Here is a 23,815-nt window from a genome sequence, read left to right on the forward strand (position 1 = left end):
TGGCACAAACTATTAGACAGCTTCGCTCGAAATGCTGGTCGCCCACTGAGCTAAAAATTCAGCCACCCGTTCCTCAATGCGAGTATCGGTGGTTCGCAAGCGCAGCAAGGCTATACCACTCTTACGCAGGATGCTGTCTTTCAGGGCATCCCGTTGCGCTTGCTCCGGCTTGTCATGCTCCCCTCCGTCGACTTCTATCACGCCCAACGGGGTTTTCCCGACTTTGAAATAGAGAACGAAATCGCAACTGGCGCCGTTTGTCATAAATGAACGCTCGCGCGCCGTCATACTCTCGTTGGCTGTCGAGGCCAACTGATTAAGCGTGATCTGCGAGTGGAACATAATCCCCCGACATGCCTCCTGATCCAGCGCCTCACGCAGTATCTGCGCCACGATCTGCTCGGATTTGTAATTGGAGTCCCCCTGTCTCAACCGGGAATTGAGTCGTTCGAGCGACTGGTCATATTCCTTGTAGAGCAGGTCGAAGGCCGAGATCACCGGCGCACGAAGTAGCTGTCCTTCCTCCGCGTAGTATTCGATGTAGCGCACCAGCGCCGCGATATGCCCATTGTTCGCTGTGAAAACGTCGTCTCCCGTGACCAGGGTGAAGTGATGCTTGGCTCGCGATACCGCCACATTGACCATGCGTGGATCATCCACGAACGTCAGGAGTTTCGACGTGATGCTTTTTTTGTCCAACACCGTGGAAAAGACGATCTCGTCGCACTCGCGCCCCTGGAATTTGTGCACGGTGTCATTGACGAAATCAGCCGGCAGAAGCGTGCCCGATAGCGCGGCCTGGGCTCTGAACGGCGCGATGAAGCCCCTTCCGTTCTCGCCCTCCCATGTGCTTTCGCCTTCACCTTCAAGCGTCGCCAGCAGGGAATCCAGCTCCCGCAGATTGGTGGTCTTTCGCGTGTGATTGCCCTTGGCGGTGACCAACAGCGATAACGGTTTTTCTCCGCTGTCTTTCGTCATCGCGACCAGTTGATTGTCGTAGTACTGCTGGTTGCAGAACTGAATGATCTGCGGATGGCAGCGGTAGTGCTCCTTGAGCAACGTCGTCGGAATCGAACCATTGAATAAACTGACGCACGAATCGAGCAGGCTGTACTTCTCGCAATCGTAGTAATCCTTGGGCGCCGCCATGTCCAGCTTTGCCGGGATATGCGCCAGTTGCCTTCTATCACCTACGATGATCAGGTTCTTCGCGCAACCGAGCGCCAATATTCCCGGAACGATGTCCTGTTGCGAGGCCTCGTCGATGATCACGTAGTCGAGCACCGCGCCACCTGCGAGCGAATTGATGATCGAGTGCGTGCTACTGGAAATGATCGGATAACGCTTCACGAACAAATCGAACTTACGCTTGTAAGTCTTGATGTCAAAGGTTTCAGAATCCTGCACATGCTGATGCAAGTGCTGCTTCAGATACTTCATCGAAGCGCTCGTCAATTCATCCAGCAATGCCTGGTAGTTGCCGAGTTTCAACGCTTGTTGATGGGAGACCAGCGCCGCTTTTTTTTCCTGCAGTGCCTTGTCATAGTAGTGAAGTTGCAGGCCATAGAAAGCCGATGTGCGCTTTTCCCGGTTAGCAAATGGCTTTATGCGCAGGATCCTGAAATTGAACAGCATCTCGATTCTGTCCCTTATCCTGACGCGGTTGCCTGCAAGATGTGTCAGGTAAGCCATCAAGTCCGCTATTTTTTGCGGGATGAGCTTGTACTTGCCCAGGTCGGGTATATGCACCCCGTTGTCCTGCTGCCATTGGCGCAAATAGCGCCGTTCCACCTCCAGTTCGTCGATTTCAATCTGCAACTGCGCCACTTCGTTCCGGGCACTCAGAAAACCCTTGAGCTGTTGCAGGACGACCTGAATGCGCTCCATCGAAGGTGCGGCTTCAGGACCCGTCGAAGGACAAGGCCGCGAATTGTCAAAGAATGCCTCTCGGTTCTCTGTGCTGCCCAAGCTGGCAACAAGATAATCCAACCCGGACTTGCCCAGCTTTTCACAGACATTCGCGACGGCAGAATTGTTGTTAGAGACCACTGCCACGTTTTTCTCACGCAACAGGATGTTGGCGATGATGTTCAAAATGGTCTGTGTCTTACCGGTACCGGGCGGCCCTTCGATCAGACAGATCTGCGAGGCGAAGGCCTGCTCGACGGCCTGGAGTTGGCTTTCATTGATTCCGAAAGGAAAGATGAAGTCACCGGTTTGTTCCCGCCGTGCGTTCTGCGCGGTGCAGTAGGCATGCAGTGCGGTATCCGCGCACGACGGTACTGCGCTTAGCTGGCGCAGTACATTTTCAGCAATCACCTTGTCCGTGGACTCCACGGCTTGTTCGACCCGACCTTGGGCTACGCGAAGGAAGTAGTTGAATGTCGGCTCGTCCTTCATCCTTGTCGGAGTGACGAATTCGATAGTGTCCATCTTGAACAGATAACGTGCCGTGCTTGCTGGATACTGAACGACGGCATATTTCTCGCCGTAAATCGCAGCCATCTCAATGGGGCTTGATACTGAGCTACCCTTTTTGCGCAGAAGCTGGTCTCTCACCTCTTGGGTAGGATCGACTTTGCAGTCATCGAGCGGATAAGAAGTACTCTTACCCGACAGATCACGGCAACTCAGCAAAAAATCACCGCTACTGACACGCCTAATTGTCCAGCTGCTGATCTGCTTGGTCTTGTCTTCACCGCGCACGTAGATAGAAACCATATGCCCCTTACGCAGGCTTGTTCCAAGCCGGTCCACATCCATGTTTTCGAAACCCGAATTCAGCGATTCGGCGAATTTGAATTGATTTTGCCCCCCTCTTCATCCACGCACCAGCGTCCAGTGCGTGCATCGAACAAACAGATTTAAACGTTTCCTGCAGATGCAACAAGGGCGCCTCACAGCGCCCTTGTTGTTTAACTCATTCCCACTCAATGGTCGCCGGCGGCTTGCTCGACACGTCGTAAGTGACGCGGGAGATGCCTTCGATTTCATTGATGATGCGGCCGGAAACGGTTTCCAGCAGTTCGTAAGGCAGGTGTGCCCAACGCGCGGTCATGAAGTCGATGGTTTCCACGGCACGCAGGGCCACGACCCAGGCGTAACGACGGCCATCGCCGACCACGCCTACTGATTTCACCGGCTGGAACACTACGAACGCCTGGCTGACCTTGTGGTACCAGTCGGCCTTGCGCAGTTCTTCGATGAAGATGTGGTCGGCGCGACGCAACAGGTCGGCGTACTCCTTCTTCACTTCGCCGAGGATGCGCACGCCCAGGCCCGGCCCCGGGAACGGGTGACGGTAGACCATGTCGTACGGCAGGCCCAGTTCCAGACCCAGACGACGGACTTCATCCTTGAACAGTTCGCGCAGCGGCTCGACCAGTTTCAGGTTCATTTCTTCCGGCAGGCCACCCACGTTGTGGTGCGACTTGATCACGTGAGCCTTGCCGCTTTTGGCGCCAGCCGACTCGATCACGTCCGGGTAGATGGTGCCCTGAGCCAGGTACTTGATGTTTTCCAGCTTGCAGGATTCGGCATCGAACACGTCGATGAATGTACGACCGATGATCTTACGCTTCTTCTCCGGGTCGGATTCGCCGGCCAGGTTGTTGAGGAACTGCTCTTCGGCGTTGGCGCGGATCACCTTGACGCCCATGTTCTCGGCGAACATGGCCATCACTTGCTCGCCTTCGTGCAGACGCAGCAGGCCGTTGTCGACGAACACACAGGTCAGCTGATCACCAATGGCCTTGTGCAGCAGCGCGGCAACCACCGAGGAATCGACACCACCGGACAGACCCAGCAGCACGTTGTCGGTGCCGACCTGGGCACGGATGTTGGCGATGGCGTCTTCGGCAATCTGCGACGGTGTCCACAACGCGTCGCAACCACAGATGTCGAGCACGAAACGCGACAGGATGCGACCGCCCTGCTTGGTGTGGGTCACTTCCGGGTGGAACTGCACACCGTAGTAAGCGCGCTCGTCGTTGAACATGCCGGCGATCGGGCAGCTCGGGGTGCTGGCCAGGATGTGGAAGTCGCCTGGCATTTTGGTGACCTTGTCACCATGGCTCATCCATACGTCGAGGCCGAACAGGCCATCGGCGTCGATGTGGTCTTCGATACCGTCAAGCAGGCGGCTCTTGCCGACTACGTCGACGCGGGCATAGCCGAACTCACGCAGTTCGGAGCCTTCTACCTTGCCGCCCAGTTGCTCGGCCATGGTCTGCATGCCGTAGCAGATACCGAACACCGGTACGCCCAGGTCCCAGACGGCTTGTGGTGCGCGTGGGCTGTCGGCTACGTGCACGGACTCGGGGCCGCCGGCGAGGATGATCCCCTTCGGTGCGAATTCGCGAATCGCTTCGTCATCCATGTCGAACGGGTGCAGTTCGCAGTACACACCGATTTCACGCACGCGGCGGGCAATCAGTTGGGTGTATTGGGAACCGAAGTCGAGGATCAGGATGCGGTGAGCGTGAATATCGAGGGCCATGATTCAGTCTCGTCTAAGTCATTCAGAAACAGTCGTGATTCAGAAACAACTCGGGGCTGAATAAAACAGCCCCGGTTGCTTAACTTTTTGCTGGAAAGCTCAACCTACACGGTAGTTTGGCGCTTCCTTGGTGATCTGCACGTCATGCACGTGGGACTCGGCCATGCCAGCGCCGGTGATCCGCACGAATTCAGGGATGGTGCGCATTTGTTCGATGTTGGCGCTACCGGTGTAGCCCATCGAGGAACGCAGGCCGCCCATCAACTGGTGGATGATCGCGCTCAGGGTGCCCTTGTACGGAACACGCCCTTCGATGCCTTCCGGAACCAGCTTCTCGGCACCTGCCGAAGAGTCCTGGAAGTAACGGTCGGAGGAACCTTGAGCCTGGGACATGGCGCCCAGCGAGCCCATGCCACGGTAAGCCTTGTACGAACGGCCCTGGAACAGTTCGATCTCGCCCGGTGCCTCTTCGGTACCGGCGAACATCGAGCCCATCATCACGCAGGAAGCACCGGCCACGATGGCCTTGGACAGGTCACCGGAGAAACGGATGCCGCCGTCGGCGATCAACGGTACACCGGTGCCTTCAAGGGCAGCGGCGACGTTGGCGATGGCACTGATTTGCGGGACGCCGACGCCGGCGACGATACGGGTGGTGCAGATCGAACCAGGGCCGATGCCGACCTTGACCGCGTCAGCGCCCGCTTCGGCCAGGGCCTTGGCGGCAGCGCCGGTGGCGATGTTGCCACCGATGACCTGCACTTGTGGATAGTTTTCCTTGACCCAGCGAACGCGGTCGATCACACCTTTGGAATGACCGTGAGCGGTGTCAACCACCACCACGTCAACGCCGGCATTGACCAGGGCAGCGACGCGATCACCGGTGTCTTTACCGGTACCGACGGCAGCGCCAACGCGCAGACGACCTTGATCGTCCTTGCTGGCCAGTGGGTAAGCCTTGGCTTTTTCGATGTCGTTGACGGTCATCATGCCCTTGAGGGCGAACTTGTCGTCGACGATCAGCACGCGTTCGATGCGGTGCTTGTGCAGCAACTCGCGAACGTCGTTCTTGTCGGCGCCTTCCTTGACCGTGACCAGACGCTCTTTAGGCGTCATCACTTCACGGACGCTGGCGTCCAGGCGGCTTTCGAAACGCACGTCACGGGACGTGACGATGCCGACCAGGTCGCCATCGTGCAGCACCGGAACGCCGGAGATGTTGTGCAGGCGGGTCAGTTCGAACAGGTCACGGACCGTGGCGTCAGCCTCGATGGTGATCGGGTCTTTTACGACCCCGGCTTCGAACTTCTTGACCTTGCGGACCTCGGCAGCTTGCTGCTCGATGGTCATGTTCTTGTGGATGATGCCGATACCACCTTCCTGAGCCATGGCGATTGCCAGACGGGCCTCAGTGACGGTGTCCATGGCAGCGGAAACCAGTGGAATGTTCAGCTCGATGCCACGGGTAAGACGGGTTTTGAGACTGACTTCGTTAGGAAGTACCTCGGAATAACCGGGCACGAGGAGAATGTCGTCGAATGTCAGAGCTTCTTGGCTGATACGCAGCATCGCGGGGGCTCCCGAGCGGGAAAATGGAAGCGCGCCATTATAGTCAGACACCCCTTCGGGTTCAATGTAAAACTCTGTCTATTATCGATGCGGGTGATCGACGGGGGATTTTCTACAAAAACCTGTAGGAGCGAGCTTGCTCGCGATGGTCGTGAACAATGACGCGTTCTTTCTGGAATCAAGCGTTGCCTTCACTTTCATCGCGAGCAAGCTCGCTCCTACAAGGTCATCAGAGTTCGACTTTGACCCAGCTGACGGGTTGATCCAGCCAATCGGCGAATTCGTCGAGAAAGCTCTGCTTGAACCCGGCTTCGGCCCAGTTGTTGAAAATGAAGCCCAGATTGGAGAAGCCGCATTCCTGCAGAAACAGAAAGCCGTTGATGTCATCTTCATGCCCGCACTCGGGGCAGGTGAAGTTATCGGTGCGCCCGGGCATCCAGTCTTCCAGGCTTTCAAACAGGGCTTCGCCCACTTCCTGGCGGCACTCGGCGCAACCCGCCTCGCCCAGAAACCCCTTGGCTGGCGTATAGATGCAGCGCTTGGTGATGATCTCCAGGCCGTTGATCGGCTCGCCAAAAGGCAGGGCCTGCGGGTGCAACACTACGTCACGCGCGCCTTCGCCGATGGCGTGAGCCATGCGATTGCCCGTCCGGCCACACGTGGTCAGTTCTTCCTTGATGATGTTCTTGCGCACCAGCCAACGCACGATCGCCCGGGCCCGGGGCTCGTGCACCGGCAGTGTGGAGATCTTCGGGACGATGATGCTTTGCGAATTCATGGGGTACAGGCCTAAAACTTTTACAGTCAATTCAACGCAATCCCTGTGGGAGCGAGCCTGCTCGCGAATACGGTTTTTCATTCAAAATCATTGTTGAATGTTAAACCGCCTTCGCGAGCAGGCTCGCTCCCACAGTTCAGTACCTTCGGACCGGAATTGTGACGAGCCCATAGAAGGTATAGGCCCGCCGCAGCGGTTTTTACAGCTCGACCACAACCGCCTGCGAAGCACGGGTTGCCTTGGCGCGAGCCGCTTCGATCGACTCATCGCGCGCCAAGGCCACGCCCATCCGGCGCTGGCCGTTGACTTCAGGCTTGCCGAACAGGCGCAGCGCGGTATCCGGCTCGCTCAACGCGGCGCCCAGGTTGGCGAATGCGGTTTGGGTCGATTGCCCTTCCACCAGGATGACCGCCGAAGCCGAAGGCCCGAACTGGCGCACCACCGGGATTGGCAGGCCGAGGATCGCCCGTGCATGCAGGGCGAATTGCGACAGGTCCTGGGAAATCATCGTGACCATACCGGTGTCGTGCGGGCGCGGCGAGACTTCACTGAACCACACCTGATCGCCTTTGATAAACAGTTCGACCCCAAACAGACCGCGACCGCCCAAGGCTTCGGTAACAGCCTTGGCCACGCGCTCGGATTCCGCCAGAGCGATCGGGCTCATGGCTTGTGGTTGCCAGGATTCCTGGTAGTCGCCCTTCTCCTGACGGTGGCCGACCGGCGCGAGGAATGTGGTGCCGCCAACGTGACGCACGGTCAGCAGGGTAATTTCGTAGTCGAAATCGATGAAGCCTTCGATGATCACCCGACCTTTGCCGGCGCGACCGCCTTCCTGTGCATAGTCCCAGGCCTTCTTCACGTCATCGACGCTGCGCAGCAGGCTCTGGCCTTTGCCCGACGAGCTCATGACCGGTTTGACTACGCACGGGAAACCAAGGTCTTCGACCGCTTTGCTGTAATCCTCGAAGGTGTCGGCGAAGTGGTACGGCGAGGTCGGCAGGTCCAGTTCTTCGGCGGCCAGGCGGCGGATGCCTTCGCGGTTCATGGTCAACTGCGTGGCGCGTGCGGTCGGGATCACGGTGAAGCCTTCGGCTTCCAGTTCCACCAAGGTCGCGGTGGCGATGGCTTCGATTTCCGGCACGATGAAGTGCGGCTTCTCGGCTTCGATCACTGCACGCAGGGCCGCGCCGTCGAGCATATTGACCACGTGGCTGCGGTGAGCAACCTGCATGGCCGGCGCGTTGGCGTAACGGTCCACGGCAATCACTTCAACGCCCAGGCGTTGCAGCTCGATCACCACTTCCTTGCCCAACTCGCCACAGCCACACATCAATACGCGGGTCGCGGTGGGCGACAATGGAGTTCCGATACGGGTCATCTGAAGGTCCTCAAGAAGCGGATCATCGAGGGATGCGGCGCCTGGCACGCTTCCCATAGGGGGAAAGCGCGGCATTTTACATGAACCGCAGGCTTTGGCTTCAGCTGACGACGGTCTGGTTTCGCAGGCGCCAGGCCATGATCAGCCACACAGCGGTCACGCCGGCGAACTTCGAGCCCAGGGCGGTGAGAACTACGCCGGGGGTCAGCGCATCGATCATGCCGAAGAAGATGAAGGTATCGAGGGGAATGCTCAGGGCCGAACTTATCCACAGGCGGTCGTGCAGCGGACGCTTGGTGATGCTGAACACCAGCCAGTCGATGCACTCGGACACCGCGAACGCCGTGGCGCTGGCCAGGGCGATGGACGGATCGGATGTGGCATAGGACAACACCAGTGCCGCCAACATCGCCGCAATCGCGCCGTGGCCGAAGCGGGTCTGCACCATGTCGCGCAGGATAAACACCAGCCCGCCCCAGGCCGACCAGATGATGTCCAGGTGCGGGGCGGTGGAAAAAGCGAAGTTGATCAGCACGACGCTGCTGATGTAGGCGATGAGGAAGAGCATGGGTGGGGAAGTACCTGTGAAATTGCCGCACAGAATACTGTAGGAGCGAGCATGCTCGCGATGGTCGTTAACGAAAACGCGGGGAGTCTGGTTCCCCGCGTTGTTCTTGAGTCCATCGCGAGCAGGCTCGCTCCTACAGAGGCCGCGACTCAATCCCCGGGTTTGCCCCCGATCATCCACACCAACCCACTGGACTTGGCCCGTTCATGACACAACTCCAGCACCTTGCGTCGCTCGGTGTTGTCCATTCGGCTCCAGCGGGTGATTTCTTCCACCGTGCGCTGGCAACCGGTGCAGATGTCATCGTCATCCAGCGCACAAATATTCACACAGGGCGATAGCACCGGACGTTCTGGCGTGGTCATTCTTCCTGCTCGACCAGATCACGGGCATAACGCTGTGAGTTATGCACATAGTGGGCAGCGCTGGCTTCCAGCATCTTTTTCTGCGGCTCGGTCAGTTCACGCACCACCTTGCCGGGTGAACCCATGACCAGCGAACCGTCGGGAATCTCCTTGCCTTCACCGATCAGCGAGTTGGCGCCGATGATGCAGTTCTTGCCGATCTTCGCGCCGTTGAGAATCACCGCATTGATGCCAATCAGGCTGTAGTCGCCTACGGTGCAGCCATGCAGCATCGCGTTGTGGCCAATGGTCACGCCAGTGCCGATGGTCAGCGGATAGCCCATGTCGGTATGCATCACGGTGCCGTCCTGGACGTTGCTGTTCTTGCCGATCAGGATCAACTCGTTGTCGCCGCGCAGCACGGCGTTGAACCAGACGTTGGCGCCCTCTTCCAGTTTGACCTTGCCCACCAGCACGGCATTGGGTGCGACCCAGCTCTGTGGGTGAGTCTCGACACGGGCGTCGCCCAGGCGGTATTTCATCAGGATGTCCTCAGGCGTCACAGGTTCAGGCCATTCGAGTGATGGCTTCAGGTATTGATAAAGCTTTTCGGTGGCTGGTGCAGGCTGATTTTCGCGTCATAGAGCAAGTTGATCAACTCGACCACCATGATCGCCGTCAGCCCCCAGATTTTGTACTCGCCATAGCGATAACTCGGCACGTACCAGCTACGGCCCTGATAATCGATGCGGTGGGTGTGTTCCCGCGGGTCTTCGCGGAAGAATTCGAGAGGGACACTGAACACCGCGGCGATTTCGGCATCGTTGGCCTGGTATTCGACGAAATCCGGAATCACCCCGACATAAGGGGTGACCTTGATGCCGTGCAGGGAGATCAGCGGGCTGAGCGGGCCGATCACCTCGACCAATCCCGGTGGCAGGCCGATCTCTTCTTCGGCCTCGCGCAAGGCGGTGAACACCAGGTCAGGGTCTTCGGGGTCGCGCCGACCACCGGGGAAGGCGACTTCGCCGCCGTGGGTCGAAAGCCCGCTGGCTCGCAGGGTCAATACCAATTCCGGCTCGTCACTGCGGGTAATGGGCACCAGCACGGCGGCCTCGGGAAAACGTCGGTCAGTCTCCAGCGTACGCGGTGTATGGTGACTTACCCGATGCAGTAGCTCATCCAGCATGAGTGTTCTCGATCTGTGCCTTACTCGCATCATGCACCAATCGCTTCGGTCGCCCAAGCCCCCGGATTGCGGTGTGTCGCTAAACGACAACTTGCCGACAGATACCGCCGCACGCCAAGATAGGTGCAGCATTCAGGAACCCAAGCATGAAATTTTGCAGCCAGTGCGGCAACCCGGTGACCCAACGCATTCCCGAAGGCGATTCGCGCCTGCGTTTCGTCTGCGACAGTTGCCAGGCCATTCATTACCAGAACCCCAACATCGTCGCCGGCTGCCTGGCGACCTGGGGCACCCAGGTCTTGTTGTGCCGCCGCGCCATCGAGCCGCGCCGGGGTTACTGGACCCTGCCCGCCGGATTCATGGAAAACGGCGAAACCATCGAACAGGCGGCCATTCGCGAAACCGCCGAGGAAGCCTGCGCCCGGGTGCGCAACCTGAGCATCTATACGCTGATCGATGTACCCCATATCAGCCAGGTACACGTATTTTTCCGCGCCGTACTGGCCGACTTGAACTTTTCCGCCGGTCCCGAAAGCCTCGAAGTGCAATTATTCGACGAAGCGGACATCCCTTGGGACGAGCTGGCTTTCCGCACGGTGGGCCGTACCTTAGAATGCTTCTTCGCTGACCGGCGGGCCGAGGTCTATCCCGTACGGTCTGAATCGATCCCGCCGCTGGCTCAGCCTGCCAACTAAAAACACCTATAAATACATATAGTCGCGACACCTTCTGGGGAATCGTTTCAATGCGCTGGTTGCTTGCCCTTTTCTGTTTGTCGTTCGCTGCGCTCTCCCAGGCTTCTGCCGTGGGGATGTACGACGGCAAGGTCATCGAGAAAGTCCTGGTTCTCAAATCTGCCCATCAATTGCAATTGATCAATGACGGCAAGCCGCTCAAGACCTATCGCATCTCCCTGGGCCGCAACCCCAGAGGCCAGAAACTGATGGAAGGCGACCGCCGCACCCCGGAAGGCTTCTATTGGATCGACTGGCGCAAGGTCAGTGACAAATTCAACCTGGCAATGCACATCTCCTATCCGAACATCAGCGACTCGGTCCGCGCCCGCCGCGAAAATGTCGATCCGGGCGGCATGATCATGATTCACGGTACGCCGGACACCGAAGACAACCCTGAAGCGCTGTTCCACACTCTTGACTGGACCGATGGCTGCGTCGCCATGCGCAACGTGGACATGCGTGAAATCTGGAACCTGGTGCCGGACGGCACGATGATCGAAATCCGTCCGTAACCCCTCGGTCTGCGATGGACCTCTGTGGCGAGGGGATTTATCCCCGTTCGGCTGCGCAGCAGTCGCAAAATCAGCAAACGCGGTGTGCCAGCCGGAACCTAATGACTGGTTTTGGCACTGCTTCGCAGCGCAACGGGGATAAATCCCCTCGCCACAATGAATCGTGCCAGCCGTCATTTCCTCTTCCGACCGCTACCTTCGGTCGGCCTCGAAAAATAAATTCAAAAGATCGCAGCCTTCGGCAGCGCCTACAGGACAGATACCACTCCCACCTGTAGGAGCTGCCGAAGGCTGCGATCTTTGCTTCAAAAATCCCCACCCCTAATACCACTTCAAACCAACCCCCTTCCACAGCACCTAAAAAGCCCAGTTTTACTACACACCACACTCGGCCATCGCGTTGACATGGTATTCAAGTGGTATTAGGTTTTGTCCCACCACCGTGCGACAACAATCCTATATCCGCATCGGAAGACCTACATGAACGACCTTCACGCCCTGCGTCCGGACGACTCCCAACCCACGCCGCTGTACCTGCAACTGGCGCGCAACCTGGAAACGGCGATCCATGCCGGCCAATGGAAAGCCGAGCAGGCGATGCCGTCGGAACGTAATCTCAGCGAAATGCTGGGGATTTCCCGGGTCACGGCACGCAAGGCGCTGGAAGTGTTGCTCGAACAAGGCCTGATCCGACGCAATCAGGGTTCCGGCACGTTCATCACCCCACGCCTGGAACAACCACTCTCGCGCCTGTCGGGCTTCAGCGAAATGTTGCGCCTCAAGGGGTTTGTACCCGGCTCCCAGTGGCTGGAACGGGAAATCACCCTGCCGACCCACGAAGAGCTGATCCGCCTCGGCCTGTCACCCAACGATAAGGTGGCGCGCCTCAAACGCCTGCGCAAAGCCGACGACACGGTGATGGCCATCGAAATGAGCACCCTGCCCGCCTCGATCATTCCCAAACCTCTGGCCGTCGGCGACTCCCTTTACGAATACCTCGATGGCATCGGCAAACCCGTTGTGCGCGCCTTGCAGCACATCCAGGCCATCAACGCCTCGGACGAGTTCGCCGCGCTGGTCGGCATCGCCCCCGGTACTGCCATGTTGCTGATGACCCGGGTGGGCTACCTCGAAGACAACACGCCCATCGAAGTCACCGACACCTATTGCCGCAACGATTACTACGATTTTGTGGCAGAGCTGCGTCGCTAAAAACTCGGGAACCTGAAATGTCCGAAGACAACATCCTCACCGCCCAAGGCTGGGTTCGCGGCCGGCTGGTCCACGAACACGGCAAGGTCGTGTCCATCGAAGGCGTGCCCTGCGATCCGGCGGACAACGACCTGCCCTATCTACTGCCCGGTTTCATCGACCTGCACGTTCACGGCGGCGGCGGCAAAGACATCATGGAGGGCGCGCCGGCCTTCGAAACCATCACCCGGACCCACGTGCGTTTCGGCACCACTTCGCTGCTGGCCACCACCATGACCGCGCCGAGCGAAGAGATTTCCGCGGTGCTCAAAGCGGTCGGCGAGTTCTGCACGGATCGGCCGAAGGGCAGCGCCCGGGTACTTGGCGTGCACCTCGAAGGCCCCTACATCAACCCCGGAAAACTCGGTGCGCAACCGAATTTCGCCCACACCGCGATGATGACTGAAGTCGAGGAGTACCTGGCCCTGGCGCCGATTCGCGTCATCACCATCGCCCCGGAAATTGCGGGTCATGAGGCGCTGATCCGCGCACTCAGCGCTCGTGGCGTGCGCATGCAGATCGGTCATACCCTCGGCAGTTACGAAGAGGGCGTGGCTGCGCTGGACGCCGGCGCCACCAGTTTCACTCACCTTTACAACGCCATGAGCCCGTTGCATCACCGCGAGCCGGGCATCGTCGGCGCGGCGCTGGCCCACGCAAAATATGCCGAGTTGATCCCCGACCTGCTGCATGTGCACCCCGGAGCGATCCGCGTCGCCCTGCGCTCGATCCCGTGCCTGTATTGCGTCACCGATTCCACCGCCGCAGCGGGCATGCCCGACGGCGAATACAAGCTTGGCAGCCACACCGTGACCAAATGCCTGGGTGGCGTGCGCCTGCCCGACGGCACCCTGGCCGGCAGCACCCTGACCATGGACCAGGCCTTGCGCAATCTGGTGAAGATCGGCCTGCCCATCGCCGAAGCCTCGCAACGCCTGTCGCAATTTCCCGCCGACTACCTCGGCATCACCGAACGCGGCCGCCTGCAACCCGGTGCCTGGGCCGACTGCGTGCGCCTGGATCGCTCACTGAAACTGACCGCCGTCATGGTCGAAGGAGAAGACATTGACTTCAAAAATGCTTGAAGAGGCGCTGTCCTCGTTTGAGGCCATTCATGCCCAACTGCAGCAGCTCGACCCGCAGATGATCGAGATCGCCGGTCGCCTGCGCAGGCAGCCGCCGCAAGTGGCCATGACCGTCGCCCGCGGCAGTTCCGACCATGCCGCCAGTTACTTCGCCTACCTGACCATGCAACTGCTGGGTATCCCGGTGGCCTCGCTGCCGATGTCAGTGGTGACCATGCAACAGGCACCGCTGAAGGTCAGCGGTCAGGTCGCATTCGCCTTTTCGCAATCGGGGCAGAGTCCGGATCTGGTCAACAGCCTGCGCCTGTTGCGCAAACGTGGTGCACTGAGCGTCTCGATGGTCAACGCTGCCGACTCGCCGCTGGAGGCTGCCTGCGAATTCAGCCTGCCACTGCTGGCCGGCACCGAAAGCAGCGTCGCCGCGACCAAGAGCTTCATTGCCACCCTCAGTGCCAGCGCCCGTTTGATCGGCCACTGGAAAGAAGACGCTGAACTGCTCGAAGCCGGCCGCGCCTTGCCCGATGGCCTGCGCGAGGCCGCCCGGCAGGACTGGAGCCCGGCCATTGCAGCCCTGCGCGATTGCCAGCGTTTGATGGTCATCGGTCGCGGCGCCGGTTTCGCCATTGCTCAGGAAGCAGCGCTCAAGTTCAAGGAGACCTCGGCAATACAGGCCGAAGCCTTCAGCAGCGCCGAAGTCCGTCACGGCCCGATGGCACTGATCGACGAGAACTACCCGTTGCTGATCTTCGCCCCGCGCGGAGCCGAGCAGGCCGGACTGCTGAGCCTGGCGGCGGATATGCGTCAACGGGGTGCCCGGGTGTTGCTGGCGGCACCGGATGACGTGAGCGAACGCGACCTGACCCTGACCCGCGCCGAACACCCGGCCCTCGATCCGATCCTGGCGATCCAGAGCTTCTACGTGATGGCCGCCGGTCTGGCGGTCGCACGCGGCATGGACCCGGACCAGCCAAGACACCTGAGCAAAGTGACGCGCACCCATTAAAGACACCTACCCCTGTAGGAGCGAGCCTGCTCGCGATGGTCGTTAACGATGACGCTGGCAGCCTGACACCCCCGTGGTGCTCTGTCGTTCTTCGCGAGCAGGCTCGCTCCTACAGGGTCCGGGCGAATTTCCGAATCGTAGTTATTTTTGATGAGACCGAGCCATGCACAACAACAATAAAGAGCTGACCTTAAGCGCCCCGCTCAGCGGCCCGGTGCTCACGCTCGCCAAAGTTCCGGATGCGGTGTTCGCCAGCGGTGCCATGGGTGACGGGATCGCCATCGACCCGTTGAATGACACCCTGCACGCGCCGTGCGCTGGCGTCGTGGTGCATATCGCGCGCACCGGCCACGCCGTGACCCTGCGCGCCGACAACGGCGCCGAATTGCTGCTGCACCTGGGCCTCGACACCGTCGAACTGCAAGGCCAGGGCTTTTCGATACTGGTTCAGGAAGGCGCTCGGGTCGCCAACGGCCAACCGCTGCTGCGCTACGATCAGGACAAGGTCGCGCAACAATGCAAAAGCCTGGTCAGCCTGCTGATCCTCACCAATAGCCAGGACTTTCAGGCACGCCCCATCACGCTTAAATCGGTGAAGGTCGGCGAGCCGCTGCTGCACATCATTCGCCGCCATGGCGTGGGTGCAAAATCGGACGTGGAAGTCGCCGGCGAAGTACGGGTTGGCCACATCCGCATCGCCCACCGTGGCGGCTTGCATGCACGACCCGCCGCGCTGATCCGTCAGACGGCCCAGGGTTTCAAGAGCAAGTCGCAGCTGCATTTCAACGGCAAATCGGCCACCTGTGACAGCCTGATCGGACTGATGGGGCTGGCCATCGGTGAGCAGGACGAAGTGCAAGTCAGTTGCCAGGGCCTGGACGCCGAAGCCGCACTGCAAGCCCTGCTGACGGCGTTGTCCACAGCCCTGCCCGAAGAGCATCACGCCCTTGCGCCAACACCGACGATCCAGCGCAACCGCGCAGCTGAAGCGGGTGTATTGCACGGCGTTTGTGCCGCCCCGGGACTGGTGGGCGGCCCGCTGATTCACTTGAACGCGATCAACCTGCCTGCCGATACCGGACACAATGATCCGGCGCAACAACGGCAGCTGCTCGACACCGCGCTGATCCAGGTCCGCAGCGAAATCGCCGGCACCCTGGCCCAAGCCAGAAAACACAAGAACACCGACGAAGAAGCGATCTTCGCTGCGCATATGGCGTTGCTGGAAGATCCGGCCCTACTGAACGCGGCCTATCTGTCCATTGATATCGGCACTGGGGCGACTCACGCCTGGCACCAATCCATCGACGCGCAATGCGACATGCTTCAGCAACTGGGCAGTTCGCTGCTGGCCGAACGCGCCAACGACCTGCGCGACCTCAAGCAACGGGTGCTGCGCGCCCTGCTCGGTGAAGCCTGGCATTACGACGTAGCGCCCGGCGCCATCGTCGCCGCCCATGAGCTGACCCCTTCCGATTTGCTGCAACTGAGTCAGCAAGGCGTCGCCGGGTTGTGCATGGCCGAAGGTGGTGCGACTTCCCACGTTGCGATCCTCGCCCGGGGTAAAGGCTTGCCGTGCCTGGTCGCGCTCGGCTCGTCGCTGCTGGATCAGGAACAAGGCCAGGCGGTGGTCCTGGACGCCGACGGCGGTCGCCTCGAACTGATGCCGAGCGCCGAACGCCTGGCCGAAGTGAATCAGGCGCAACGACAACGTCAGCAGCGTCGCGCCGAGCAGCAGGCTCAAGCGCACACGCCGGCACACACCCTCGATGGCCGGCGTATCGAAGTCGCGGCCAATGTCGCCTCCAGCGCCGAAGCCGCGGACGCACTGGCCAACGGCGCTGACGGCGTCGGCCTGCTGCGTACCGAATTTTTGTTTGTCGACCGCAGCACCGCGCCGGACGAACAGGAGCAACACCACGCCTATCAATCCGTCCTCGATGCCATGGGCGACAAGTCCGTGATCATCCGCACCATCGACGTAGGCGGCGATAAGCAACTTGACTACTTGCCCCTGCCCGCCGAAGCCAACCCCGTGCTTGGCCTGCGCGGCATTCGCTTGGCCCAGGCTCGCCCGGAATTGCTCGACCAGCAACTGCGCGCCCTGCTGCACGTCACACCGTTGTCCCGTTGCCGGATCCTGTTGCCAATGGTCACCGAAGTCGATGAGCTGCTGCATATCCGCCGCCGCCTCGACGCCCTGTGCACCGAACTGGGTCTGAGCGAACGCCCTGAACTGGGCGTGATGATCGAAGTGCCGGCCGCGGCGCTTCTGGCCGAACAGTTGGCGGAGCACGCGGATTTCCTGTCCATCGGCACCAATGATCTGTCGCAATACACCCTGGCCATGGACCGCGACCACGCCGGCCTCGCCTCGCGGGTCGATGCCCTGCACCCGGCGCTGCTGCGATTGATTGCCCAGACTTGCACCGGTGCTGCGCAGCACGGGCGTTGGGTCGGAGTTTGCGGGGCGCTGGCCTCCGACCCATTGGCGACACCGGTGCTGATCGGGCTAGGCGTGAGCGAACTGTCGGTGAGCCCGGTGCAAATCGGTGAAATCAAGGATCGCGTACGCCACCTAGACGCCAGCCAATGCCATCGCATCAGCCAGGACCTGCTCAAGCTCAGCAGCGCCACGGCGGTGCGTCATGCCTGTCATCAGCATTGGCCTCTGAGCTGAAGAACAACAAAAAATCCAGGGAGAACCGCCATGTACCAATACTTTATCGAAGGCCTGCAGCGCCTCGGCCGTGCACTGATGCTGCCGATCGCGATTTTGCCGATTGCCGGCCTCCTGCTGCGCCTCGGCGACACGGATCTTTTGAACATCGCGATCATCCACGATGCCGGCCAGGTGATTTTCGCCAACCTGGCCATGATCTTCGCCATCGGTATCGCCGTCGGTTTCGCCAAGGACAATAACGGCACGGCCGGTCTGGCCGGTGCCATTGGTTATCTGGTGATGGTCTCCACGCTCAAGGTGTTGGATGCAAGCATCAACATGGGCATGCTCGCCGGGATCATCAGCGGCTTGATGGCCGGGGCGCTGTACAACCGTTTCAAGGACATCAAGTTGCCGGAGTACCTGGCGTTCTTCGGTGGCCGACGTTTCGTGCCGATCGTTACCGGTTTCAGCGCGGTCGGCCTGGGCGTGGTGTTTGGCCTGATCTGGCCGCCAATCCAGCATGGCATCAACAGCTTTGGTGCCCTGCTGCTGGAAAGCGGCAGCTTCGGCGCGTTCGTCTTCGGCGTGTTCAATCGCCTGCTGATCGTCACCGGCCTGCACCACATCCTCAACAACATGGCGTGGTTCGTGTTTGGCAACTTCACCGATCCGACCACCGGCGCCCTCGTCACTGGCGACCTGTCGCGCTACTTCGCCGGTGATCCCAAAGGCGGCCAGTTCATGACCGGCATGTTCCCGGTGATGCTCTTCGGTCTGCCGGCCGCGTGCCTGGCGATGTACCGCAACGCCTTGCCGGAACGGCGCAAAATCATGGGCGGGATTTTCCTGTCGATGGCCCTGACCTCGTTTTTGACCGGCGTTACCGAACCCATCGAATTCGCCTTCATGTTCCTTGCGCCGATGCTGTTTCTGTTGCACGCACTGCTGACCGGCCTGGCCATGGCTGTCACCAACCTGCTGAACATTCACCTGGGATTTACTTTCTCCGGCGGATTCATCGACATGATTCTCGGCTGGGGCAAATCCACCAACGGCTGGTTGGTGGTCCCGGTCGGTCTGGTCTATGCGGTGATCTACTACATGGTGTTCGATTTCTGTATTCGTCGCTTCAATCTCAAGACGCCGGGGCGCGAAGACGCTGCTACTGTCGAAAAAACAACGGTGGCGGAAAGTGACCGCGCCGGCGCCTACATCAAGGCACTGGGTGGCGCCGAGAACCTGATCACCGTCGGCGCCTGCACCACGCGCCTGCGCCTGGACATGGTTGATCGCAACAAGGCCTCCGATGCGGACTTGAAGGCATTGGGCGCCATGGCGGTGGTGCGACCGGGCAAGGGCGGCAGTTTGCAAGTGGTGGTGGGGCCAATGGCCGACAGCATTGCCGATGAGATTCGCCTGGCGATGCCGGCGCTGGGTCGCACTCTAATCACCACCCCGGAGGTCACTGTCGATGCAACGCCAACGATCGCCGTGGCAACTTCCGAAGCCGAGCAATGGCTGAAGGCCCTTGGCGGGGGCGACAATGTGCTGCAACTGGACTGCGTGGCCATGACCCGCATTCGCCTGCAACTGGCGGATGGCAAGGCGTTGTCGGAGTGCGATTTGAAGATGCTGGGGTGTCAGGGTGTGAGTCAGCTTGAGGGCGGGATCTGGCATCTGTTGGTTGGGGACAAGGCCGCGAGTTTGAGCCAGGCGTTGGAGGCTTTGGTCAATCGCAATGAGGTGAGTGCCAAGGTTTAGATTGTCGGTGCTTGGGCGGGACTCATCGCTGGCAAGCCAGCTCCCACAGGGTTCTCGGATGTACACAGCATTTGTGAAGGACATAAAACACTGTGGGAGCTGGCTTGCCAGCGATGAGGCCCTGATTATCAACACAAAAACCCAGGCATAAAAAAACCCGCTGAAATCACTTCAGCGGGTTTCTCATTTCAGCAGCTTGGAGGATCAGAAATCCTCCAACCGCCACACCTCATAAGCCGGTGTCTCATAGGGATGGCTCTGCTTCAAAGCCGCCACCACCTGGCGAATCAACTCATCAGCCACTACCAGCTCAACCTTCCATTCCTCGACCCGTTCGACCTGCCCAGCTTCGCCAATGAACGGCTGACTGCCGTCCAATGGTCGAAACTGCCCCTGGCCCAACACCTGCCAGGCGCAATGATCGTAAGTGCCGATCCGCCCGCCACCGGCGGCGAATACGGCACTTTTGACCACTTCGACATGGCTGTCGGGAACGAAAAAGCTGAGCTTGTACACGGCTCTTAGTTCACCCAGACGCGCGCATTACGGAACATGCGCATCCAAGGTGCGTCTTCGTTCCAGTCGTCCGAACGCCACGAGTTCTGCACGGCGCGGAACACACGCTCCGGGTGCGGCATCATGATGGTCACACGACCGTCGCGGCTGGTCAGGCCAGTGATCCCGCGCGGCGAGCCGTTCGGGTTGGCCGGGTAGTTCTCGGTGACCTTGCCGTGGTTGTCGACGAAACGCATCGCCACGCAACCGGACAGATCCGCTTCCAGCAGTGCTTCTTCGCTGGCGAACTCGGCATGGCCTTCACCGTGGGCGATGGCGATCGGCATACGCGAACCGGCCATGCCTTGCAGGAAGATCGAATTCGACTCCTGGATCTGCACCATGGCTACACGGGCTTCGAACTGCTCGGAACGGTTACGCACGAAGTGCGGCCAGAACTCGCTGCCCGGGATCAGCTCGTGCAGGTTGGACATCATCTGGCAACCGTTGCACACGCCGAGGGTGAAGCTGTCGTTACGTTCGAAGAAGCCCTGGAACGCATCGCGGGCACGGCTGTTGAACAAGGCCGACTTGGCCCAGCCTTCACCGGCACCCAGTACGTCGCCATAGGAGAAGCCGCCGCAAGCGACCATGCCCTTGAAGTCGTTCAGGTCGACACGGCCAGCCAGAATGTCGCTCATGTGCACGTCGATCGCGTTGAAACCGGCACGGTCGAACGCGGCCGCCATTTCCACCTGACCGTTGACGCCCTGCTCACGCAGCACGGCAACCTGTGGGCGGATGCCTTTCTTGATGTAAGGCGCGGCGACGTCCTGGTTGACGTCGTAGCTGAGCTTGAAGTTCAGGCCCGGGTTGTCTTCTTCCAGCAGGACGTCGAATTCCTGATCCGCGCAGTCGGCGTTGTCACGCAGGCGCTGGATCTGGTAGCTGGTCTCGGCCCATTGGCGCTGCAGCAGACGACGCTGGCCTTCGAACACGGTGTCACCGTTGAAGGTGATGTTGATCTCACCGTTGTTGATCGGCTGACCGATCACCGACACACAATCGCCCAGACCGGCCGCGCTGAACTGCGCGAGGATGTCCGGGGTGGCGTCCTGGCGAACCTGGATCACGGCACCCAGTTCTTCGTTGAACAGGATGGCAGCGATTTCCGCCGAGGTTGCGGCGACGCTGTCCAGGTTCAGGCTCAGGCCGCAGTGGCCGGCGAAAGCCATTTCCACCACGGAGGTCAGCAGACCACCGTCGGAACGGTCGTGGTAAGCCAGCAGGTGACCGTCGGCGTTGAGACCCTGGATCACGGCGAAGAACGCTTTCAGGTCTTCGGCGTCATCGACGTCCGGTGCCTGTTTGCCGAGCTTGCCGTGAACCTGGGCCAGGATCGAGGCGCCCATGCGGTTCTGGCCACGGCCCAGGTCGATCAGGATCAGGTCGGTGGTGCCCTTGTCCATGCGCAGTTGCGGGGTCAGGGTCTGACGGATGTCGGTCACTGGCGCGAAACCGGTCACGATCAGCGACATCGGCGAAGTCACGGCCTTGTCCACGCCGTCTTCGTTCCAGCGAGTGGCCATGGACATCGAGTCCTTGCCCACCGGAATGGTGATGCCCAGCTCAGGGCACAACTCCATGCCGACCGCTTTCACGGTGTCGTACAGACGCGCGTCTTCGCCCGGATGACCGGCAGCAGACATCCAGTTCGCCGACAGTTTGATGTCGGAAATCTTGCCGATACGCGAAGCCGCGATGTTGGTCAGGGTTTCGCCGATGGCCATGCGGCCCGACGCCGGAGCGTCCAGCAGAGCCAGCGGAGTACGCTCGCCCATGGCCATGGCTTCACCGGTGTAGACGTCGAAGCTGGTGGCGGTGACGGCAACGTCGGCCACCGGAACCTGCCATGGGCCGACCATCTGGTCGCGGGCCACGAGGCCGGTGATGGTGCGGTCACCGATGGTGATCAGGAAGCTTTTGCTCGCCACGGCCGGGTGATGCAGAACACGCTCGACGCAGTCGGCGATGTTCAGGGCCGACGGATCGAAATCGTCGCCCAGCTCGGTTTCGCGAACCACCGAACGGTGCATGCGCGGGGCTTTGCCCAGCAGCACTTCCAGCGGCATGTCCACCGGGCTGTTGCCGAAGTGGCTGTCGGTGACGGTCAGTTGTGGCTCGGCAGTGGCTTCGCCGACCACGGCGAACGGGCAGCGCTCGCGTTCGCAGATAGCCTTGAAGCGCTCGAAGTCGGCCGGGCCGACCGCCAGAACGTAACGTTCCTGGGATTCGTTGGACCAGATTTCGTGCGGAGCCATGCCTGGCTCGTCATTTGGAATGTTGCGCAGTTCGAAGCGGCCACCGCGGTCGCCGTCGTTGACCAGCTCCGGGAAGGCGTTGGACAGACCGCCCGCGCCCACGTCATGGATGAAGCTGATCGGGTTCTTGTCACCCAACTGCCAGCAACGGTCGATGACTTCCTGGCAGCGACGTTCCATTTCCGGGTTTTCGCGTTGTACCGAAGCGAAGTCCAGGTCCGCCGAGCTGGTGCCGGTGGCCATGGAAGAAGCCGCGCCGCCGCCCAGGCCAATCAGCATCGCCGGGCCACCCAGCACGATCAGCTTGGAACCGACGACGATCTCGCCTTTCTTGACGTGTTCTTCACGGATGTTGCCCATGCCGCCAGCCAGCATGATTGGCTTGTGGTAACCGCGAACTTCATCACCGTGCGGGGTGGTGATGGATTGTTCGAAGGTACGGAAATAACCGGTCAGCGCCGGACGGCCGAATTCGTTGTTGAATGCAGCGCCGCCCAACGGGCCTTCGATCATGATGTCCAGCGCGTTGACGATGCGCTCAGGCTTGCCGTATGGCACTTCCCACGGCTGTTCGAAGCCAGGGATTTGCAGGTTGGACACGGTGAAACCGGTCAGGCCCGCCTTTGGCTTGGCGCCACGGCCGGTCGCGCCTTCGTCGCGAATCTCGCCACCGGAACCGGTGGACGCACCCGGGAACGGGGCAATCGCGGTCGGGTGGTTGTGGGTCTCGACTTTCATCAGGATGTGCACCGGCTCCTGCACCGCGCCGTACTGGCGGGTTTCAGGGTCCGGGAAGAAACGCCCGGCCACGGAACCGACGATCACCGAAGCGTTGTCCTTGTAAGCGGACAGAACGCCTTCGTTGTGCATCTGATAGGTGTTCTTGATCATGCCGAACAGGCTTTTTTCCTGGCTCTCGCCGTCGATGTCCCAACTCGCGTTGAAGATCTTGTGACGGCAGTGCTCGGAGTTCGCCTGGGCGAACATCATCAGTTCGATGTCGTGCGGGTTGCGCTTCAAGCCGACGAAGGCGTTGACCAGATAGTCGATCTCGTCTTCGGCCAGGGCCAGGCCCAGCTCGGTGTTGGCTTTTTCCAGCGCGGCACGGCCGCCACCCAGCAGGTCGATCGCGGTCAGTGGCTTGGGTTCGGCATGGCTGAACAGACCGGCGGCCTGTTCGAGGTTGCCCAGGACGATCTGGGTCATACGGTCGTGCAGCGCATCGGCGATCAGTTGTGCCTCAGCGTCGCTGAACTGGCCGGCCACGTAGAAGGCAATGCCGCGCTCCAGGCGCTGGATCTTGGTCAGGCCGCAGTTGCGAGCGATGTCGCTGGCCTTGCTCGACCATGGCGAGATGGTGCCGAAACGTGGCAGCACCAGGAACAGACGACCGGTCGGCTCCTGGACCGGAACGCTTGGACCGTACTTCAGAAGGCGCGCCAGCACCTGCTGTTCGTCGCCGGTCAGGACGCCGGTAACTTCGGCGAAGTGAGCGAATTCAGCATACAAGCCACTGACAGCCGGAACCTTCTGGCTCAGTTGCTCAAGGAGTTTGCTGTGGCGAAAGGCAGAAAGGGCAGGAGCGCCGCGCAGGATCAACATCTTCGGGACAGCCTCGGGAAGGGGTGTGCTTTGAGGCCGTGCATTCTAGCCTAAAC

The 23,815-nt window shown here is 60.4% G+C and carries 18 protein-coding genes; 7 read left to right on the forward strand and 11 right to left on the reverse strand.

Going from position 1 to position 23,815, the window contains the following annotated elements; all coding sequences use genetic code 11:
• Positions 1 to 12 precede the first annotated feature (12 nt).
• The 9 genes from ACSFE6_RS16750 to ACSFE6_RS16790 form a co-directional block, all read right to left on the reverse strand.
• Complete coding sequence (locus ACSFE6_RS16750; protein WP_435428694.1) at positions 13 to 2,721, reverse strand: AAA domain-containing protein; 2,709 nt, start codon at positions 2,719 to 2,721, stop codon at positions 13 to 15.
• 199 nt (positions 2,722 to 2,920) lie between these two features.
• Positions 2,921 to 4,498: a glutamine-hydrolyzing GMP synthase gene (gene guaA / locus ACSFE6_RS16755; protein ID WP_435428669.1), complete on the reverse strand. Its 1,578-nt coding sequence runs from the start codon at positions 4,496 to 4,498 to the stop codon at positions 2,921 to 2,923.
• 99 nt (positions 4,499 to 4,597) lie between these two features.
• Positions 4,598 to 6,067: an IMP dehydrogenase gene (guaB, locus tag ACSFE6_RS16760; protein WP_110966536.1), complete on the reverse strand. Its 1,470-nt coding sequence runs from the start codon at positions 6,065 to 6,067 to the stop codon at positions 4,598 to 4,600.
• A 229-nt stretch (positions 6,068 to 6,296) separates the two neighbouring features.
• The gene (locus ACSFE6_RS16765; protein WP_435428670.1) at positions 6,297 to 6,845 is read right to left on the reverse strand and encodes a sugar ABC transporter ATPase; all 549 of its coding nucleotides are present in this window, start codon (positions 6,843 to 6,845) and stop codon (positions 6,297 to 6,299) included.
• A gap of 199 nt (positions 6,846 to 7,044) precedes the next feature.
• Positions 7,045 to 8,226, reverse strand: a complete 1,182-nt coding sequence (gene purT / locus ACSFE6_RS16770; protein WP_435428671.1) for a formate-dependent phosphoribosylglycinamide formyltransferase — start codon at positions 8,224 to 8,226, stop codon at positions 7,045 to 7,047.
• A gap of 100 nt (positions 8,227 to 8,326) precedes the next feature.
• Positions 8,327 to 8,794 (reverse strand): preQ0 transporter, encoded by a 468-nt coding sequence (locus tag ACSFE6_RS16775; protein ID WP_435428672.1) that lies wholly within the window; start codon positions 8,792 to 8,794, stop codon positions 8,327 to 8,329.
• 149 nt (positions 8,795 to 8,943) lie between these two features.
• A complete protein-coding gene (locus ACSFE6_RS16780) occupies positions 8,944 to 9,159 on the reverse strand; it encodes a DUF1289 domain-containing protein (RefSeq protein WP_435428673.1) in 216 nt (71 codons plus the stop codon).
• Positions 9,156 to 9,680 (reverse strand): gamma carbonic anhydrase family protein, encoded by a 525-nt coding sequence (locus ACSFE6_RS16785; protein ID WP_007954617.1) that lies wholly within the window; start codon positions 9,678 to 9,680, stop codon positions 9,156 to 9,158. The genes ACSFE6_RS16780 and ACSFE6_RS16785 overlap by 4 nt, the downstream gene beginning before the upstream one ends.
• 47 nt (positions 9,681 to 9,727) lie before the next feature.
• Positions 9,728 to 10,327, reverse strand: a complete 600-nt coding sequence (locus ACSFE6_RS16790; RefSeq protein ID WP_435428674.1) for a CoA pyrophosphatase — start codon at positions 10,325 to 10,327, stop codon at positions 9,728 to 9,730.
• 146 nt (positions 10,328 to 10,473) lie between these two features.
• On the opposite strand from ACSFE6_RS16790, the gene ACSFE6_RS16795 reads away from it, so the two are divergent.
• From ACSFE6_RS16795 to nagE, 7 genes are all read left to right on the forward strand, one after another.
• Positions 10,474 to 11,022 (forward strand): NUDIX hydrolase, encoded by a 549-nt coding sequence (locus ACSFE6_RS16795; protein ID WP_435428675.1) that lies wholly within the window; start codon positions 10,474 to 10,476, stop codon positions 11,020 to 11,022.
• 50 nt (positions 11,023 to 11,072) lie between these two features.
• Positions 11,073 to 11,576, forward strand: coding sequence for a L,D-transpeptidase family protein (locus ACSFE6_RS16800; RefSeq protein WP_435428676.1), 504 nt, complete (start codon positions 11,073 to 11,075; stop codon positions 11,574 to 11,576).
• Between the two features lie 480 nt (positions 11,577 to 12,056).
• Positions 12,057 to 12,788, forward strand: a complete 732-nt coding sequence (locus tag ACSFE6_RS16805; RefSeq protein WP_435428677.1) for a GntR family transcriptional regulator — start codon at positions 12,057 to 12,059, stop codon at positions 12,786 to 12,788.
• Positions 12,789 to 12,805: 17 nt separating this feature from the next.
• Positions 12,806 to 13,912: an N-acetylglucosamine-6-phosphate deacetylase gene (gene nagA, locus ACSFE6_RS16810; protein ID WP_435428678.1), complete on the forward strand. Its 1,107-nt coding sequence runs from the start codon at positions 12,806 to 12,808 to the stop codon at positions 13,910 to 13,912.
• Positions 13,893 to 14,915, forward strand: a complete 1,023-nt coding sequence (locus ACSFE6_RS16815; protein ID WP_435428679.1) for an SIS domain-containing protein — start codon at positions 13,893 to 13,895, stop codon at positions 14,913 to 14,915. Before nagA ends, ACSFE6_RS16815 begins: the two co-directional genes overlap by 20 nt.
• Before the next feature lie 163 nt (positions 14,916 to 15,078).
• Entirely contained in the window at positions 15,079 to 17,595 is a 2,517-nt protein-coding gene (gene ptsP, locus ACSFE6_RS16820) for a phosphoenolpyruvate--protein phosphotransferase (RefSeq protein WP_435428680.1), read from the forward strand.
• Between the two features lie 30 nt (positions 17,596 to 17,625).
• Complete coding sequence (nagE, locus tag ACSFE6_RS16825; RefSeq protein WP_435428681.1) at positions 17,626 to 19,341, forward strand: N-acetylglucosamine-specific PTS transporter subunit IIBC; 1,716 nt, start codon at positions 17,626 to 17,628, stop codon at positions 19,339 to 19,341.
• Positions 19,342 to 19,545: 204 nt separating this feature from the next.
• On the opposite strand, the gene ACSFE6_RS16830 is transcribed toward nagE, so the two are convergent.
• The gene (locus ACSFE6_RS16830) at positions 19,546 to 19,857 is read right to left on the reverse strand and encodes an NGG1p interacting factor NIF3 (RefSeq protein ID WP_435428682.1); all 312 of its coding nucleotides are present in this window, start codon (positions 19,855 to 19,857) and stop codon (positions 19,546 to 19,548) included.
• A 5-nt stretch (positions 19,858 to 19,862) separates the two neighbouring features.
• Positions 19,863 to 23,759 (reverse strand): phosphoribosylformylglycinamidine synthase, encoded by a 3,897-nt coding sequence (gene purL / locus ACSFE6_RS16835; protein WP_435428683.1) that lies wholly within the window; start codon positions 23,757 to 23,759, stop codon positions 19,863 to 19,865.
• Positions 23,760 to 23,815 lie beyond the last annotated feature (56 nt).

This window comes from Pseudomonas baetica (assembly GCF_051216495.1).
GTDB lineage: Bacteria > Pseudomonadota > Gammaproteobacteria > Pseudomonadales > Pseudomonadaceae > Aquipseudomonas > Aquipseudomonas baetica_B.